Origin of the sequence: Vibrio sp. H11 (assembly GCF_004804295.1) — a bacterium.
In the GTDB taxonomy this organism is placed as follows: domain Bacteria; phylum Pseudomonadota; class Gammaproteobacteria; order Enterobacterales; family Vibrionaceae; genus Vibrio; species Vibrio ostreae.
Genome location: NZ_SSHN01000019.1, coordinates 1 through 17,707, shown reverse-complemented (window position 1 = coordinate 17,707; position 17,707 = coordinate 1). Strand labels below are relative to the sequence as shown.

The 17,707-nt window shown below is 51.6% G+C and carries 16 protein-coding genes and 2 tRNA genes; 15 read left to right on the top strand and 3 right to left on the bottom strand.

Going from position 1 to position 17,707, the window contains the following annotated elements; all coding sequences use genetic code 11:
- Nucleotides 1-108: 108 nt before the first annotated feature.
- The 12 genes from lptE to E6C74_RS19840 all read left to right on the top strand — a co-directional run bounded on the left by lptE (nucleotide 109) and on the right by E6C74_RS19840 (nucleotide 10,396).
- The gene (lptE, locus tag E6C74_RS19895) at nucleotides 109-711 is read left to right on the top strand and encodes an LPS assembly lipoprotein LptE (protein ID WP_136487790.1); all 603 of its coding nucleotides are present in this window, start codon (nucleotides 109-111) and stop codon (nucleotides 709-711) included.
- 8 nt (nucleotides 712-719) lie between these two features.
- Nucleotides 720-1,745 (top strand): DNA polymerase III subunit delta, encoded by a 1,026-nt coding sequence (gene holA / locus E6C74_RS19890; RefSeq protein ID WP_136487789.1) that lies wholly within the window; start codon nucleotides 720-722, stop codon nucleotides 1,743-1,745.
- Between the two features lie 66 nt (nucleotides 1,746-1,811).
- The gene (gene rsfS, locus E6C74_RS19885; RefSeq protein WP_136487788.1) at nucleotides 1,812-2,129 is read left to right on the top strand and encodes a ribosome silencing factor; all 318 of its coding nucleotides are present in this window, start codon (nucleotides 1,812-1,814) and stop codon (nucleotides 2,127-2,129) included.
- Between the two features lies 1 nt (nucleotide 2,130).
- Nucleotides 2,131-2,601, top strand: coding sequence for a 23S rRNA (pseudouridine(1915)-N(3))-methyltransferase RlmH (gene rlmH / locus E6C74_RS19880; RefSeq protein ID WP_136487787.1), 471 nt, complete (start codon nucleotides 2,131-2,133; stop codon nucleotides 2,599-2,601).
- A gap of 6 nt (nucleotides 2,602-2,607) precedes the next feature.
- The gene (gene mrdA / locus E6C74_RS19875) at nucleotides 2,608-4,497 is read left to right on the top strand and encodes a penicillin-binding protein 2 (RefSeq protein ID WP_136487786.1); all 1,890 of its coding nucleotides are present in this window, start codon (nucleotides 2,608-2,610) and stop codon (nucleotides 4,495-4,497) included.
- The gene (rodA, locus tag E6C74_RS19870; RefSeq protein ID WP_136487785.1) at nucleotides 4,494-5,615 is read left to right on the top strand and encodes a rod shape-determining protein RodA; all 1,122 of its coding nucleotides are present in this window, start codon (nucleotides 4,494-4,496) and stop codon (nucleotides 5,613-5,615) included. The genes mrdA and rodA overlap by 4 nt, the downstream gene beginning before the upstream one ends.
- 2 nt (nucleotides 5,616-5,617) lie before the next feature.
- On the top strand, nucleotides 5,618-6,406 hold the full coding sequence (locus tag E6C74_RS19865; RefSeq protein ID WP_136487829.1) for a septal ring lytic transglycosylase RlpA family protein: 789 nt from the start codon (nucleotides 5,618-5,620) through the stop codon (nucleotides 6,404-6,406).
- 94 nt (nucleotides 6,407-6,500) lie between these two features.
- The gene (locus E6C74_RS19860) at nucleotides 6,501-7,676 is read left to right on the top strand and encodes a serine hydrolase (RefSeq protein ID WP_136487784.1); all 1,176 of its coding nucleotides are present in this window, start codon (nucleotides 6,501-6,503) and stop codon (nucleotides 7,674-7,676) included.
- Nucleotides 7,677-7,816: 140 nt separating this feature from the next.
- A complete protein-coding gene (gene ybeD / locus E6C74_RS19855) occupies nucleotides 7,817-8,095 on the top strand; it encodes a DUF493 family protein YbeD (protein WP_136487783.1) in 279 nt (92 codons plus the stop codon).
- 194 nt (nucleotides 8,096-8,289) lie between these two features.
- The gene (gene lipB / locus E6C74_RS19850) at nucleotides 8,290-8,952 is read left to right on the top strand and encodes a lipoyl(octanoyl) transferase LipB (protein ID WP_136487782.1); all 663 of its coding nucleotides are present in this window, start codon (nucleotides 8,290-8,292) and stop codon (nucleotides 8,950-8,952) included.
- A complete protein-coding gene (gene lipA / locus E6C74_RS19845) occupies nucleotides 8,949-9,914 on the top strand; it encodes a lipoyl synthase (RefSeq protein WP_136487781.1) in 966 nt (321 codons plus the stop codon). The genes lipB and lipA overlap by 4 nt, the downstream gene beginning before the upstream one ends.
- Before the next feature lie 155 nt (nucleotides 9,915-10,069).
- Entirely contained in the window at nucleotides 10,070-10,396 is a 327-nt protein-coding gene (locus E6C74_RS19840; RefSeq protein WP_136487780.1) for a hypothetical protein, read from the top strand.
- A 217-nt stretch (nucleotides 10,397-10,613) separates the two neighbouring features.
- On the opposite strand, the gene glyA is transcribed toward E6C74_RS19840, so the two are convergent.
- Entirely contained in the window at nucleotides 10,614-11,864 is a 1,251-nt protein-coding gene (glyA, locus tag E6C74_RS19835; protein ID WP_136487779.1) for a serine hydroxymethyltransferase, read from the bottom strand.
- 428 nt (nucleotides 11,865-12,292) lie between these two features.
- Between glyA and E6C74_RS19830 the strand changes: the two genes are divergently transcribed.
- Nucleotides 12,293-12,892: a YitT family protein gene (locus E6C74_RS19830; RefSeq protein ID WP_136487778.1), complete on the top strand. Its 600-nt coding sequence runs from the start codon at nucleotides 12,293-12,295 to the stop codon at nucleotides 12,890-12,892.
- Nucleotides 12,893-12,984: 92 nt separating this feature from the next.
- Here E6C74_RS19830 and vexH read toward each other — a convergent pair whose 3' ends face one another.
- Together vexH and E6C74_RS19820 are read right to left on the bottom strand one after the other, a co-directional pair.
- Nucleotides 12,985-16,098 carry a vibriobactin export RND transporter permease subunit VexH gene (gene vexH, locus E6C74_RS19825; protein ID WP_136487777.1) on the bottom strand — a complete coding sequence of 1,038 codons (3,114 nt, stop codon included), beginning with the start codon at nucleotides 16,096-16,098 and terminating at the stop codon, nucleotides 12,985-12,987.
- Nucleotides 16,098-17,150 carry an efflux RND transporter periplasmic adaptor subunit gene (locus E6C74_RS19820; RefSeq protein ID WP_136487828.1) on the bottom strand — a complete coding sequence of 351 codons (1,053 nt, stop codon included), beginning with the start codon at nucleotides 17,148-17,150 and terminating at the stop codon, nucleotides 16,098-16,100. Before E6C74_RS19820 ends, vexH begins: the two co-directional genes overlap by 1 nt.
- 274 nt (nucleotides 17,151-17,424) lie before the next feature.
- Between E6C74_RS19820 and E6C74_RS19815 the strand changes: the two genes are divergently transcribed.
- Nucleotides 17,425-17,509 (top strand) — tRNA-Tyr (locus E6C74_RS19815).
- An 85-nt stretch (nucleotides 17,510-17,594) separates the two neighbouring features.
- Nucleotides 17,595-17,679, top strand: a tRNA-Tyr gene (locus E6C74_RS19810).
- Nucleotides 17,680-17,707: the final 28 nt, after the last annotated feature.

Genomic DNA, 17,707 nt, shown 5'->3' with positions numbered 1-17,707 from the left:
TTCCGTCTCTGACGGTCTGTAAACAGGGCTTTGGCCCTGTTTACTTATCTCAGCCCATCATGGTGGTGGGCTGAGATAAGTAAATCCATTTCATGAGAAAGTAGCCCCATGCGTTTGACATTGTCATCTACATTGAAGTTATCACTGGTTGTTCTGACCGCCTCCCTGCTCAGTGCCTGCGGTTTTCACCTGCGTGGTGACTACGATGTTCCGGAAGAACTGAGCACGATGTCGGTCACCAGTTACGACCAATACAGCACCTTTACCCGTTTAGTGAAAGGTCAGCTGCGCCTGAATGAAATCGCCCTGGTCAGCCCGAGCGAAAATGTGCCAAACCTGCATCTGCTGAGTGAAGGCATCAGCGAGCGCACTCTGTCGCTGTACCAAAACGCACGCACGGCAGAAAAAGAGCTGACCTTCCGCGCCTCTTACCGTGTTCTTATTCCTGAGCTGGGTGAAAAAACCTTCTCCACCAGCGTGACCCGCAGCTACCTGGATAACCCGCTGACTGCACTGGCAAAATCGGTCGAACGCGACATGATTGAAGATGAAATGCGCAAACTGGCCGCGAGTCAGATTGTGCGTCAGATGGCACGTCTTAAAGCCTCGATCGAATCCGGTCATATGGACGATCCGCAAACCGGTGATACCCATTCGGATTACCAGGTCAACACCGTTCAAGAGCCAGCCGCTGCCGGCAACACTCAGTAGGCGGTCTGATGAGATTGTATGCTGACAAACTGGCCGACGCGCTGCAAAAGTCGCTGCTGCCAGTTTATCTGGTGTTCGGCAATGAGCCTTTGCTGATTCAGGAATCGCGCAGCGCGATTGAACAGCAGGCGCGCAGCCAGGGTTTTGAGGAAAAACATCGTTTTCAGATCGATGCCAGCCTCGACTGGAACGAAGTGTATGACTGCTGCCAGTCAATGAGTCTGTTTTCCAGCCGTCAGTTGATCGAGCTGGAAATTCCCGAGGCGGGTCTGAATGCCGCCGCAGGTAAAGAGCTGGCCAAGCTGGCTGACAGCCTCAATCCGGATATTTTGCTGGTCATCGTCGGTCCGAAACCGACCCGGGCGCAGGAAAACAGCGCCTGGTTTAAGGCGCTGAGTGCGCACGGCGCGATGGTCAACTGCCTGACGCCCGACATCAGCCGCCTGCCCCAGTTTGTTACCGCGCGCTGCCGGGCGTTAGGTTTACAGCCCGACGCCGAAGCGGTTCAAATGCTGGCACAGTGGCACGAAGGTAACCTGTTTGCCCTGGCCCAGAGCCTGGAGAAACTGATCCTGCTTTACCCGGATCGCAAGCTCACTCTGGTGAGACTGGAAGAGTCGCTCAGCCGCCATAACCACTTTACACCGTTTCACTGGATTGATGCGCTGCTGGAAGGCAAAGCCAACCGTGCTCAGCGCATATTGCGCCAGCAAGCGGCCGAAGGCGTGGAGCCGATTATCCTGATGCGAACAGCACAAAAAGAGCTGTTTCAGCTGCTGCAGATGCGCCAGGCGATGAACAGTCAGCCTATCGGTAGCCTGTTTGATAAATATCGTATCTGGCAAAACAAACGTCCGTTATACGCCGCCGCTCTGCAACGTCTGTCAGTGCAGCATCTGCAACATCTGGTGCGCTTACTTGCCCAATGCGAAATTGTGGCAAAAACTCAATATGAACAGTCGCCCTGGCCGTTATTACACCAACTGAGCCTGGAGTGCTGTGTTCCGCAGGCAAACTTACCCTTGCCTGCCTGAAGCGTGCTATAGTGCCGCGCTTTTTTCATATCTTGTTATCGTTATTTATTTCAGAGGAACATTCCCTTGCAACGTGAAGAACTCAAAGACTTTCTTGCCGACAAAGCCGACGACATGAAAGCGGTCGACATTATTACCCTGGATGTGATCGGTAAATCCAGCGTCACCGATTACCTGATCATCTGTACCGGGACGTCGAAAAGACACGTTGCTTCCATTGCTGAGCATGTGGCCAGCGAAGCCAAAAAAGCCGGCATTGAACCGCTGGGCATCGATGGCGAGAATGAAGGCGAATGGGTCGTGGTCGATATGGGATCAACCATGCTGCACGTGATGCAGGAACAACAACGCGAGATGTACCAACTGGAAAAACTCTGGAGCTAAGGTGAAGATTCAACTGATCGCCGTTGGCACCAAAATGCCCAAGTGGGTCGAAGAGGGTTTTCAGGAATACCGTCGCCGCTTCCCGCATGATATGCCACTGGAACTGGTGGAAATCAGCGCCGGTAAGCGGGGCAAAAACGCCGACATTGCAAGAATTCTGCAAAAAGAAGGCGAAGCCATGCTGGCAGCCGTGCCAAAGGGTAACCGAATTGTTACTCTTGACATTCCCGGTAAGCGCTGGGACACCGAACAACTGGCGCAACAGCTGGAAAGCTGGAAACTGGATGCCCGGGATGTATCGATCCTGATTGGTGGCCCGGAAGGTCTGGCACCGGCGTGTAAAGCCGCCGCAGAGCAGAGCTGGTCATTATCACCGTTGACCCTGCCCCACCCACTGGTGCGAGTTGTGATGGCAGAAAGCCTGTACCGCGCCTGGAGTATTACCGCTAATCACCCTTATCACCGAGAATAGAGACTGATGTTACGTAAGCGTAACCCTATTCGAGACTATCTGGCAGAAGCACGGTTATTTCGTAACCGTGCTATTGTATCTTTTGTCGGCATTGTCTTGATGATGGGGATACTGGTCGCCAACCTGTACAACATCCAGGTGAACCAGTATCAGGATTATAAAACCCGTTCCAATGATAACCGCATCAAAGTCGTCCCTATCGCGCCCAACCGCGGCCTGATATACGACCGCAACGGTGTTTTGCTGGCTGAAAACCGCCCTGTCTTTAACCTGGAAATCATCCCGGAAAAAGTCAAAGACATGGACGACACCATCACGCGCTTACAACAGATTCTGCAAATCACGCCGGAACAAATCGCCGCGTTTGACAAAGAGCGTCGTCAAACCCGCCGCTTTAATTCGGTGCCGCTGCTGACCCAGCTGACCCAGCAGGAAGTGGCCAAATTTTCCGTTCAACAGTACAAGTTTCCCGGCGTGTCGGTGACAGCCAACCTCAAGCGCTTCTACCCGTACGGCGAAGTGCTGACCCACGTGCTCGGTTACGTATCACGCATCAATGACCGCGACATGCGTCGTCTTGAACAAGAAGGCAAAGAAGCCAACTACCAGGCCACGCGTGATATCGGCAAGCTCGGCATCGAACGTTACTACGAAGATGTGCTGCACGGCACCGCCGGTTACCAGGAAGTGGAAGTCAACAGCCGCGGCCGTATCATCCGCACTCTGAAATACGTTCCGCCTACGCCGGGCAAAGATATCGTCCTCAATCTCGATATCGATCTGCAAGTCTATGTGCATAACCTGCTGGAAGGCCGTCGTGGTTCAGCCGTGGTGCTGGATCCGAAAGATAATGGCGTACTGGCCATGGTATCGAGTCCGAGCTACGATCCGAATGCGTTTGTGCACGGCATTTCAAGCAAGGCGTACAGCGCGCTGCTCAACGACAAAAACCGCCCGCTGGTTAACCGCACCACACTCGGGATTTATCCGCCAGCATCAACAGTCAAACCCTTTATCGCGGTGTCGGCACTGGAAGAAGGCGTCATTACACCCAACACCACCCGTAATGACCCGGGTTACTGGCGCATTCCAAACTCGAAAACCCGTCCGTTCCGTGACTGGTCCCGCTGGGGACACGGTACAGTGAATGTGACCAAAGCACTGGAAGAATCGGTCGATACGTTCTTTTATCAGGTCGCGTATGACATGGGCATCGACCGCCTGTCGACCTGGATGATGAAATTCGGCTTTGGCGACTACACCGGTATTGATATCCACGAAGAAAGTACCGCTAACATGCCTACGCGTGAGTGGAAAATGGCCCGCCACCGCACGCCTTGGTATCAGGGCGACACGATACCGGTGGGTATCGGCCAGGGTTACTGGACCGCGACCCCGATGCAAATCGCTAAGGCGACCTCGGTGCTGGTCCATCACGGTGAGGTGATTGCGCCGCACTTGCTGCGTTCAACCATCAACAATGGTGACAAATTCTCGACCCAGAAAGAGACCGAATACACCACCTATCCGCCGATCACCGGTGTACCGGACAAATACTGGAATATCGCCATCGAAGGCATGCACCTGGTCAACCACGGCAGCCGTGGTACCGCACGCCGCGCCTTTTACGGCTCTGAATACCAGAGTGCCGGTAAGTCCGGTACTGCTCAGGTATTTGGCCTGGCGGAAGGCCAGAAATATAACGCCGACGAACTGGCCGAGCATCTGCGCGACCATGCGCTGTACACCAGTTTTGCGCCGGTCGATAACCCGCAGGCGATTGTCACCATAGTGCTGGAGAACGCCGGTGGCGGCTCAAGTCATGGTGCACCGGTTGCCAGACAGATCTTTGACCACATTATTCTCAAGAAAGACGATAAGGCAAAACAGGAATGAAACTCGATCCTTCTACCGGCCGGAACCGGGCCTTTTTCGAACGCTTGCATATCGACCTGCCGCTGCTGCTGGGATTGCTGGTCGTGATGGGGTTTGGCCTGGTGGTGATGTACAGTGCCAGCGGCCAGAGCCTGGCGATGATGGATCGTCAGGCAATGCGTATGGTACTGGCGCTGGCAGTGATGATCGGCTTGGCCCAGTTGCCACCGCGTACCTACGAGCGCCTGGCACCGGGACTGTTTTTTGTCGGCGTGATCCTGCTGCTGGGAGTACTGTTTTTTGGTGAAGTCTCCAAAGGTGCTCAGCGCTGGCTGAATTTGGGCTTTGTCCGTTTCCAGCCATCGGAATTACTCAAACTGGCGGTGCCTTTGATGGTGGCACGCTATATCGGCAAGCGTCCGCTGCCGCCGAGTTTTCAGACTCTGATGATTTCGGCTGTCATGGTGTTCTTTCCGACCATACTGATCGCCAAACAGCCCGACCTCGGCACCTCGATTCTGATCGCCGCCTCCGGAGTGTTTGTTATCTTTCTGGCTGGTATCAGCTGGAAAATTATCGTCGCGGCGGCCATGGCGGTCGGTGCGTTTGTGCCGGTGCTGTGGTTTTTCCTGATGCACGAGTATCAGAAAACCCGGGTACGTACTCTGTTTAACCCGGAGTCCGACCCGCTCGGTGCCGGTTACCACATTATCCAGAGTAAAATTGCTATCGGTTCGGGCGGGATTTCCGGAAAAGGCTGGCTGCACGGCACCCAGTCCAACCTGGAATTCTTACCTGAACGACATACTGACTTTATCTTTGCAGTAATCGCCGAAGAATGGGGCATGATAGGCATTCTTGCGCTATTGGCAGTTTACTTATTTATTATTGGCCGCGGACTCTACCTGGCAAGCAACGCACAAACCGCATTCGGTCGCATGATGGCCGGCAGTATTGTGCTAAGCTTTTTTGTTTATGTGTTTGTAAACATCGGGATGGTAAGCGGTATTTTGCCGGTAGTGGGTGTACCTCTTCCACTGATCAGCTATGGCGGTACTTCTATGGTCACCCTCATGGCAGGATTTGGTATTCTGATGTCAATCCATACCCATAGAAAAGCGTTTTCGAAGGCAAACTAATGATGCACTCCAAGCTCCTTGTTACCTTTTGCTGCGCCGCAATCCTGGCCGGCTGTAGTACCACCCCATCCGGGCGCTACGAGATCGACGATGATGTGGCGCCTGATACGCCAATGTCGGTCGATCATATTGAAGATGCCAACCCGCAGTACGAACCGTACAGTCTCGGAGGCAACAAAGATTACACCCTACGCGGTGTCAATTATCAGATTGAAAAACAGACGTCGGGCTTTAAACAGCGCGGCAAAGCGTCCTGGTACGGTAAAAAGTTTCATGGTCACCTGACCTCAAACGGCGAAATTTATGACATGTACTCAATGAGCGCTGCGCATAAAACCCTGCCGCTGCCGAGTTATGTCAAAGTGACCAATCTGGATAATGGCAAATCGACCGTGGTGCGGGTCAATGACCGCGGCCCTTTCCACTCCGGGCGCATCATAGATTTAAGTTATGCCGCAGCGTATAAAATCGGTGTGGTTCAGGCCGGCACCGCGAATGTAGAGATCGAGGTGATTGCCGTCAACAAAAGCAGTGATGCCAAGCCGAAATCCGGTGCACCTCAGTACATCATTCAGGTGGCATCTTCACAAAATGAACAAAGAGTGCGAACTTTAGCGCAAGAAATGGGTCAAAGCCTTTCAGTGCAAAGTTTTGTCGAGAGTATTGACCAAAGCCATCGCCTGTTTCTGGGACCGTTCAGTGATTACACACAAACACAGGACACCCTCGAAAAGGTGAAAGCTCTGGGGTACGATACTGCCTTTATTAAAAAGCACTCAGTCACGCAATAATGGCATCCCAAGCCCGACCTGATTAGTCAGGTCTGGTTTGAGAAGTCGTTTCTGTTAATATAACGAACAATTAATTAAACAATTCGCATTCATCATGAAAAAAACCATCCTAAATTCTGTTTTAGCGTCTTCAATTGCGCTTTCCGCTACGTTCACCAGCACAGCTAACGCTTCTCCTGTCGTAATTCCAGATGCGCCACAGATCGCGGCAAAAGGTTTTGTACTGATGGACTATCATTCAGGCAAAGTTCTTGCCCAGAAAGAAATGAATACCAAGCTGTCTCCAGCCAGCCTGACCAAAATGATGACCAGCTACGTCATCGGCCAGGAACTGAAGCGTGGTAACATTTCTAACGATGATGACGTCACTATCAGCCGTAATGCCTGGGCGAAGAACTTCCCGGAATCATCAAAGATGTTCATCGAAGTCGGCACGACGGTCAAAGTACGCGATCTGAACCAGGGCATCATTGTTCAGTCAGGTAACGACGCCTGTGTCGCAATGGCAGAACACATTGCCGGCTCAGAAGATGCGTTCGTCGATCTGATGAACGCCTGGGGCAGCAGCCTGGGTATGAAAGATACCCACTTTGCCAACGTGCACGGCCTGGACAACGCGGACCTGTACACCACGCCTTACGACATGGCGCTGCTTGGTCAGGCTCTGATCCGTGACGTTCCGAACGAGTACAAAATCTACTCAGAGAAGAAATTCACTTACAACGGCATCACTCAGTACAACCGTAACGGTCTGCTGTGGGATAAAAGCATGAACGTGGACGGCATCAAAACCGGTCACACCACCAACGCAGGTTTTAACCTGGTCAGCTCGGCAACCGAAGGCAAGATGCGTCTGGTTGCCGTTGTTATGGGCACCAAAGACATGAACGCACGTAAATCAGAGAGCAAAAAGCTGCTGAGCTACGGCTTCCGTTTCTTTGAAACCGTTGAACCACACAAAGCGGGCGAAACTTTCGTCAACGAAAAAGTATGGATGGGTGACAAGTCAACGGTTGCTCTGGGTGTAGGCGAAGACACTTACGTCACTCTGCCACGCGGCCAGGCGAAAGATCTGACTGCCAGCTTCGTGCTGGAAAAAGAGCTGAAAGCTCCTATCCAGAAAGGCGAAAAAGTCGGTACTCTGTACTACCAGGTAAACGGTGAAGATGTAGCACAACGTCCTCTGCTGGCGCTGGAAAACGTCGAAGAAGGTAGCATGTTCAGCCGTCTGTGGGACTACATTGTCCTGCTATTCAAAGGCTTGTTCTAAACCGACCGGCAGTGAGCCGTAAGGTGTAAACCTGTCAGACAAAGCCGCCAGCAGGCGGCTTTTTTGCGTGACTTGAGATCGCTGTCAATAGGCTGTACTATTCGACACCGTTATTGAATACCAAACTTGGAGTTTCCAATATGTTGACCATCAACTCTGATGCAAAATTGAAAGACCTGCTAGAGTTCCCATGCTCGTTTACTTACAAAGTGATGGGTCATGCGAAACCTGAGCTGCCAGAGCTTGTGTTGGAAGTTATTCAGCGCCATGCTCCAGGTGATTACAGCCCACGCGTCAAACCAAGCGGCAAAGGCAACTACCACTCAGTGTCAGTGACTATCACTGCAATTTCAATTGAGCAGGTAGAAGTGCTGTACAAAGAGCTGGGCGATATTGAAATCGTACGCATGGTACTGTAAGCGGCTCAATCTGGATTTATTTGATATATTCAATTTTTTTTGAAAGCAGCCACTGGCTGCTTTTTGTTTATTTATCAATAAATTAAAATAGTTACATAAATTTCAGGGTCAAAAATAGTGCTTCGATCTGTAGTTCAAAACGCTGAACACGTTTATAATCCCAGCACTTTATATATCACTGACGGACTTCTACGATGGATAACCAGCTTGTTGTCAGACGATTAGGTCGACAGGATTACCATCCTGTTTGGCAGGCAATGCATGACTTTACCGATCAACGCGATGACAGCACCTGCGATGAAGTATGGCTTGTCGAACACAACCCTGTGTTCACCCAGGGTCAGGCCGGTAAAGCCGAACACCTTCTCAACACTGGTGACATTCCGGTTGTACAAAGTGATCGTGGCGGCCAGGTGACTTATCACGGTCCCGGTCAGATCGTCGCTTACTTCCTGATTAATCTGCGTCGTAAGAGCCTCGGAGTACGAGAACTCGTCACTGATATTGAGAACCTCGTAATTAACACGTTAAAAGCTTACAATATCGACTCTGCCGCGCGCCCGGATGCTCCTGGCGTTTATGTCGATGGTAAAAAAATCTGCTCACTCGGTCTTAGAATTCGTAAAGGCTGTTCGTTCCATGGTTTAGCGCTCAACGTCAACATGGACCTCTCTCCTTTTCAGCGTATCAACCCATGCGGTTACCAAGGTATGCAAATGGTGCAAGTGAGCGATTTAGGCGGCCCGGGTGATATCGCGGACGTCGAGCAACAACTCATAAAAGAACTCGTCAGCCTGTTTGGTTACGAACAAGTAGAATTCAGCACTGAAGCACCTGTCATAGGTAAGAAAGCATGAGCAAACCAATCCAAATGGAAAAAGGCGTAAAATACCGTGACGCCGACAAAATGGCATTAATTCCAGTTAAAAACATGCCTGCCGAGCAGAAAGAAATCCTGCGTAAACCGGAATGGATGAAAATCAAACTGCCTGCGGACAGTCAGCGTATTCAGGACATCAAGTCAGCAATGCGCAAGAATAATCTCCATTCTGTGTGTGAAGAAGCATCCTGCCCTAACCTGGCCGAATGTTTTAACCACGGTACTGCAACCTTTATGATCCTGGGTGCTATCTGTACCCGTCGTTGTCCATTCTGTGACGTTGCCCATGGCCGTCCTCTGACTCCGGATGCACAAGAGCCGCACAAACTGGCTCAGACCATCAAGGACATGAAGCTGAAATACGTGGTGATCACCTCAGTGGATCGTGATGACCTGCGTGACGGCGGTGCTCAGCACTTCGCGGACTGCAACCGCGAGATCCGTGCTCTGAACCCTGAAATCCGCATTGAAACCCTGGTTCCTGACTTCCGTGGTCGTATGGATGTGGCGCTGGATCTGCTAAAAGATAACCCGCCAGATGTATTTAACCACAACCTGGAAACGGCACCGCGCCTGTACCGTAAAGCGCGCCCTGGTGCCAACTACAAATGGTCACTGGAACTGCTGCGTAAGTTCAAAGAGATGCATCCGGACGTTCCGACCAAATCAGGCCTGATGATGGGTCTGGGCGAAACCAAAGAAGAGATCGTCGAAGTACTGAAAGATCTGCGCGCTCACGGTGTGACTATGCTGACTCTGGGTCAGTATCTGGCTCCGAGCCGTCACCACCTGCCGGTAGAACGCTATGTGCCGCCATCGGAGTTTGATGAGCTGAAAGACATCGCACTGGAGCTGGGCTTCACTCACGCGGCCTGTGGCCCGTTCGTCCGTTCGTCTTACCATGCGGATCTGCAAGCGAAAGGCATGGAAGTCAAATAATTTCCCGCCTTTGCTTTAAAAACCGGCTTAAACGCCGGTTTTTTTATTTCTGTACATCAGCCGGCAACGACAGCGCTTGAGATGAGCAGAGAAAATAGTCTACACTTTGCGCAACTACGTATATACGGACATGATGTCCTGTAAGGATGACCAGAATGACCAAACTGAGCCTGCTGGCTATGGTAGCATTGGCGACAGCATCCGGCTGTGCGTCGAATACCACACAGGACAACTATCGCGAAGCCTCGTTTGAACTGTGCAACACAGAAGTGAACATCTACTCACTCAGTGACGACGGACGGGTGCGGATTGTCTGTGCCGACGGCGCTAAATTCGCCCTGCAGCAAGAGAGTACACTAGAAACCATGCGTGATATTAATATCGACTACTGTGATGGTGAAGGACTGGGTAAATTCAGCGAAAGCAACAGCTACTATCTGTTCAAATGTAAATCCGGCACTCTGCTGAGCATTGCCAAGTAATCCGGCGTGCTATCTGCCCGTGATACGTTTTGTCTATGGGACATGTTGTCTATGACACATCTGTCCGGGCGACGGACATAATCAGCGCCACTGAAGCACCTGTATTGAATCAACCTCAGTGCCGGTACTTAAAAAAGATATAAAAAAGGCCTGCATCATGCAGGCCTTTAACGTCGATGGGCTCATTTACGCGTTCGCGTAACTGGCTTATCGGCACTTATGCGTAAACTGGCAGACGTTTACAGATTTCCAGAACTTTCTGTTTGGTTGCTTCGATCACAGACTCATCGTTGATGTTGTCCAGAACGTCACACATCCAGTCAGCCAGGTTCTTCGCATCTTGCTCAGTGAAACCACGACGAGTTATCGCCGGAGTACCAACACGGATACCAGAAGTCACGAACGGGCTGCGTGGGTCATTTGGCACTGAGTTTTTGTTGACAGTGATGTTTGCTGCACCCAGAACGGCGTCTGCTTCTTTACCTGTGATGTTTTTATCAATCAGATCAACCAGGAACAGGTGGTTTTCAGTACCGTTAGAGACGATCTTGTAACCGCGCTCCTGGAACTGAGCAACCATAGCTTTCGCGTTTTGTACGACACGCTGTTGGTATGCTTTGAATTCAGGTTCCATCGCTTCTTTGAACGCGACGGCTTTACCAGCGATCACGTGCATCAGAGGGCCACCCTGACCACCAGGGAATACCGCTGAGTTCAGCTTTTTGTACATCTCTTCACCAGCGTTTGACAGGATCAAACCGCCACGTGGGCCAGCCAGTGTTTTGTGAGTTGTCGTAGTCACAACGTGTGCGTGAGGGATTGGAGTCGGGTATACACCCGCAGCAATCAGACCCGCTACGTGCGCCATGTCGACAAACAGGTACGCATCCACTTTATCTGCGATTTCACGCATGCGTTTCCAGTCAACGATTTGTGAGTAAGCAGAGAAGCCACCGATGATCATCTTCGGTTTGTGCTCCAGTGCCAGCGCTTCCATTTCGTCGTAGTTGATTTGGCCGCTTTCGTCGATACCGTAAGGAATGACGTTGTAGTGCTTACCAGAGAAGTTAACTGGTGAACCGTGAGTCAGGTGCCCACCGTGCGCCAGGCTCATACCCAGAACTGTGTCGCCCGGATTCAGCAGAGCCATGTAAACTGCGCTGTTTGCCTGAGAGCCAGAGTGAGGCTGAACGTTGGCGTATTCACAGCCAAACAGCTGACACGCACGGTCGATAGCCAAAGATTCTGCTTTGTCGACGTACTCACAGCCGCCGTAGTAACGCTTGCCTGGGTAACCTTCAGCGTATTTGTTAGTCAGCTGAGAACCTTGCGCTTCCATGACACGCGGGCTGGTGTAGTTCTCGGAAGCGATTAGCTCAATGTGTTCCTCTTGGCGAAGAGTTTCTTCTTGGATTGCTGCGAATAGCTCCGCATCATAATCAGCGATATTCATATCACGCTTTAGCATCTGTATCTCCTGACTCAGATTGTACTGAAATTGGCAAAAAACTGCACAATGAACCCAACGCAAACGTTTTCGTCACTCTAATGGCGCGCATTCTACATAATTTGATCTGTTGCTTAAAGTCCAAATTGCAGAAAATATCATGCAGTTTTTTCATAATGACAGACGAAGTGTTTTATCTTCCCGCAAAGGAAGTGTTCCTGACTTCGGGTTAAGGCCCACCATAGCATAAAAAGCGTGCTCCAGAAGGAGTTCCGCCCCACCACGTAGACCCGTCTCACAGTCTGCTTCGTCAAAGTGTCAATTTTATGCTTTACACCCTGTAAAGCGTTAATTACATAGGTTTACCTCAAATTTCCCCGCCTCGCTACCGAAATGATCAGCTTTTCTTTACTATCCGGAGCATTATCGGCCACTAAAATTTAAAGTTGATGGAAAAACACACACGTAAAGAAGATTGGATCGCGATGCTGACCGGTACCTTCCTGGTTGCCCAGGGAGTATTCTTACTCCAGGCCGGTCAGTTATTAACCGGAGGCGCTGCAGGACTGGCTTTATTACTCAGTCAAATCCTGCCTCTGTCGTTCGGCTGGCTGTTCTTTTTAATTAACAGTCCGTTTTATCTGCTGGCCTGGAAGCGTTTCGGCCACCAATTTGCCATCAACAGCGCAATTTGTGGTGCACTGGTATCAGTATTGACCGACCATCTTGCACTGGTTATCAGCTTCAGCAATGCCGAGCCGGCATTCTGCGCACTGGCTGGCGGCGTCCTGATGGGGCTGGGGATGCTGATTCTGTTTCGTCATCGCGCCAGTATCGGCGGCTTTAACGTACTGTGCCTGTATATCGACGATAAATTTTCGATTCCGGTGGGGAAAAGCCAGATGGCGATGGATTGCGTGATCCTGGCGGTCTCGATGTTCTTCGTTCCGGGGCAGACCATCCTCACCTCCATTTTTGGTGCCGTGATGCTCAACCTGGTGCTGGCAATGAACCATAAACCCAAACGCTATATTGTCACCTATCGTTAGCGCCCTGCTGCGCAGAGCATTGAGCCCGCATTACGCGGGCTCATTGATGACACCATGACGGCTACCTTGTGCAAGGCTCACGCAGAGCAAGATTACTCATGAGTTGAACGCGAGCGGACATCATACCCCAGTTCACGTTGCAGCTCGGCTTCCACATGACCAGGCGCCGCCGTTGAGCGGGCAATTAACTGGTACATCGCCGGTATCACAAACAGGGTCACCAGGGTTGAGAAGCCCATGCCAAAGAAAATCACCGTACCCACCGATACCCGGCTCTCATAACCGGCACCAGTAGAGAGGATCAGCGGTATTGAGCCAGCCAGCGTGGTAAACGCCGTCATCAGGATCGGGCGTAAACGTCTTGCCGCCGCATCGACTACCGCCTTTTCAAAGGCCAGACCACGGTCACGCAGCTGGTTGGCAAACTCAACGATCAGAATACCGTTTTTGGTCACCATACCAATCAGCATGATCATGCCGATCTGGCTGTAGATGTTCATGCCCTGCCCCATCAGATAAAGGCCGATAAAGCCGCCAAACACGCCCATCGGGACGGTAAACATCACCACCAGAGGGTTGATAAAGCTTTCAAACTGCGCCGCCAGCACCAGATAAGCCACCAGCAAAGCCAGAGCAAACACCACCGCCACACTGGACTGGTTTTCTTTAAAATCTTTCGACTCACCGGAGTAACTGATGGAGATATCGCTCGGCAGTTGCTTGATCGCCTGCTGATCGAGAAAATCGAGCGCGTCACCTAAGGTATGCCCATCGGCCAGGTTGGCAGTAATCGTGATCGATTTCTGCTTGTTATAGTGCGAGAGGCGAATCGATGATGCCACTTCGTCGATTTTGGTCACCGTATCCAGCGTCACCAGATCACCAGATGAGGTACGCATATAGATTTGCGTCAGATCGGTCGCATTATTAAAGCTGTTCTCATCACCACGCAGATAAACATCGTACTCCTGACCACGTTCCAGGAACGTAGTCACACTCTTACCACCCAGCATCACTTCCAGAGTATCGGAAATATCCTGTACACTGATACCGAGCTCAGCTGCGCGCTGACGGTCCACCGTCACCACCAGCTCGGGCGTTTTTTCCGAATAGTCAGTATCCACCCCGGTCATCACACCGGACTGACGCGCCTGCTCTTCCATCACGTCGGCCCATTTTTGCAACTCAGCGTAATCCGAGCCTCCGAGAACAAACTGGACCGGCTCGTTTGAGCCGCCGCGGAAACCGGGCATAAACGGGAACACCCGCACATCCGGAATACCGGCCAGCGCCTGCCGCACCAGGCCTAACCCGTTCTGAGCAGTCACAGTACGCTCTTTCCAGTCTTCCAGAATCATGATGACAAAACCGGTCTGGTCGCCGGCATTACCGCCAAACGCTGGCGACTGAATGCTGAATGACTTGAGAAACCCCTGCCCGAGCATCGGCATCAGACGCTCTTCAACCAGATCCATGTTGGCCGCCATGCGGTTATAACTGGTCGCATCCGCGCCACGCACAAACGCAAAAATCACCCCGCGATCTTCCGATGGCGTCAATTGAGCCGGTACCATTTGATTCAAACCGTAACTACCACCGATACAGGCCAGGATCACCAATGGAGCGGCCCACTTCAGGTTCAGGGCATGCGCCAGCCAGGCGCGATATCCCGACTCAAGCTTGCTGAACAGATGATCGACCGCGCGGTTAAAGCGGTTGGATTTCACATTGGCGCGCAGAATTTTACTGCCCAGTACCGGCGTCAGGGTCAGAGCAATCAGGGAGGAGAATATCACTGACATCGCCAGCAGCACGGAGAACTCGGTAAACAACAAGCCGACCATGCCATCCATAAACGAAATCGGCAAAAACACCATCACCAGCACCATGGTGGTCGCGATTACCGCAAATCCCACTTCACGCGCCCCTTTGAAAGCGGCTAGCAAGGGCTTCTCGCCCTGTTCAATATGGTGGTAGATATTCTCCATCACCACTATCGCGTCATCCACCACCAGGCCAATCGACAGGATCAGCGCCATCAAAGTGATCAGGTTGATAGAAAAACCAAAATAGTAAGCGGCAATAAATGAGGAGATCAGTGACACCGGTACCGTCACTGCCGGAATTAACGTCGCGCGCGCCTGACCAATAAAAATGTACAACACCAGAATCACCAGTGCGCCGGTAATAAACAGGGTACTGAACACCTCTTCAATCGAACGGTCAATAAACACCGTCGAGTCATAGTCAATCGCCAGGCGGGTCCCTTCCGGCAGGAACTGCTGAATGTTAGCCACCGCAGCATGGACCCGATCAGCGACATCGAGCGGATTAGCATCAGACTGCGGAACGATGCCCATACTGACGTTGACCACGCCATCGCTCTTAAAGGTCGAGTTTTCGTTCTCGGCCCCAATAAACACATCGGCCACGTCACGCAGATAAATCGGGCTGCGTCCGCTGGCATGCTTGACCACCAGATCCTGAAAGTCTTCGGGTTTCTGGTAACTACGCGCAGTGCGCACCGACATCACGGTCGAGTCGTTGCGCACTTCACCACCCGGGCTCTCGAGGTTTTCGCGGTTTAGTGCATCGGCAATATCGGAGGTCGTAACGCCCCGCCCCGCCATCAGCTCAGGCTTGAGGCGCACATACATCACCTTGTACAAACCGCCGGACACATCGACCGAACTGACTCCGGAGATCAGACTGAAACGATCAATCAGTACCCGGTCGATATAATCGGTCAGTTGAGTACGGTCCATCACGGTCGAACTGAGGTTAATGTAAACCGAAGCTTCACCGGAGCCGTTATTCTTAAACACTTCCGGATCATCAGCCGAATCCGGTAACCAGCGCTGGGCACGGGCCACCGCATCACGCACATCACTGATGCCGGTATTGAGGTCATAACCGAGCTCAAATGTCACCGTAATCCGAGACATGCTGTTACGGGTAATCGAGGTGATTTCATCGATCCCGCTGATGCCCGCCAACTGGTCTTCCAGCACGGAAGTAATCTGGTTTTCGATGATGGTCGCCGAAGCGCCTTCATAACGGGTTGAAATCGACACCACCGGACTTTCAATATCCGGCATCTCACGCACTGCGAGTTTGGAAAAGGAAACCATACCGAACACGCACAGCAGCATACTCAGTACGACCGCTGCAACCGGTCTTTTTACCGAGACATCAGACAGCCACATTACAGTTCACCCTCTTTTGTCACCGGTTGACCGGAGGCATCCACTTCTGTAATGGTCGCGCCATCTCGCATATTGACGATGCCCTGCACCACAATGTGCTGGCCAATTTCCAAACCATCTTCAATCACCACTTCATTCTCGATTCGCGCGCCGAGATGCACTTCACGCCGGCTGACGATGTTGTCGTCACCAACCACATACACATAGCGCTTAGTGCCAGAGTATTCAAGCGCTTGAACCGGAATGATTGGCGCATTGATCGGGGCAAAATCAAGTTGGGCCGACAACAGCATGCCAGGTTTGAGTAAGCCTTGCGGATTCGCGAAATGAATCCGGACCCGCAGGTTAAGCGTTTCCTGATTGATGCGCGAATCAATCGCCACCACGTGGCCTTCAAACATCTCACCCGGCCACGCATTGGTGCGCCCGAGCACTTTCATGTCTTTCTGTAACTTGGAGAGATAACGCTCCGGCACCTGTAAATCGAGCTGCATCAGAGCAAGGTTATCGAGAGTCAGCAATTCTTCGCCGGCACTGACCAGTTTGCCGCGGCTGAAATCGATAAAACCGACCGTGCCGCTAAACGGCGCGGTAATACGCAGATCTTCCAGATTGGCCTGGGCAGCGTTGAGACGCGCCTGGGCGATTTCGACGCTGGCGCGCTGGGCGTCAATTTCGGTCTGGGTAATGGCGTTGCGCTTCACCAGTCGCTCAAACTCGCGCAGTTTACGCTGCTCATCACGCAGATACGCCGCGGCTTCGGTCACCGCTGCACGCGCTTTATCATCATTGAACTGGACCAGCAGTTGATCTTTTTTGACCTGCTGATTGGCTTTCACCGCGATAATATCGACTTTACCGGTCACTTCCGGGGCAATATCAACCGATTGATCCGCTTTTAGCTTGCCGACCAGTGACAGTGATTGAGAAACCGGGTGTGCCTCTACGCTTTCAATCACCACAGGTATAGCGCGCGACGCCCCGAAGGCAGACAACGGCTGAACAGTAAGGGCAGTAAGTAGGGTAACAAATAGACGAGTTGTTTTTTTCATAATAATGATCGATATATTGAATCTTATTATATTGTAACCGCTAATCTTTTTTTTAACGTCAACTAACGTAAAGATAGCTGGCAAAACTGTAAGCAATCCGCGCCAAAATGCTGTTTTATTAGCTTCTTTGACGAAAAAGCCAGCATTCGATTCAAAAACATAAAAAAAGGGTTTACAGAGAGAGCGAGTTTGATAATATGCGCTCCGCACTTGAGCGACGAGTTGGGAAAACGTCACTTAAGCTTATTCCGGTAGAGAATAAGAAAAACACCCTGGAGGGGTTCCCGAGTGGCCAAAGGGAGCAGACTGTAAATCTGCCGGCTCCGCCTTCGATGGTTCGAATCCGTCCCCCTCCACCATATTCTTCTCGTAAGAGAAAAACTTGATTGATGCGTTGGGAAAACGTCAGTCAAGCTTATTCTGATAAAGAATAAGAAAACCCCTGGAGGGGTTCCCGAGTGGCCAAAGGGAGCAGACTGTAAATCTGCCGGCTCCGCCTTCGATGGTTCGAATCCGTCCCCCTCCACCATATTTCTCTTTAAGAGAAACCCCTTGTT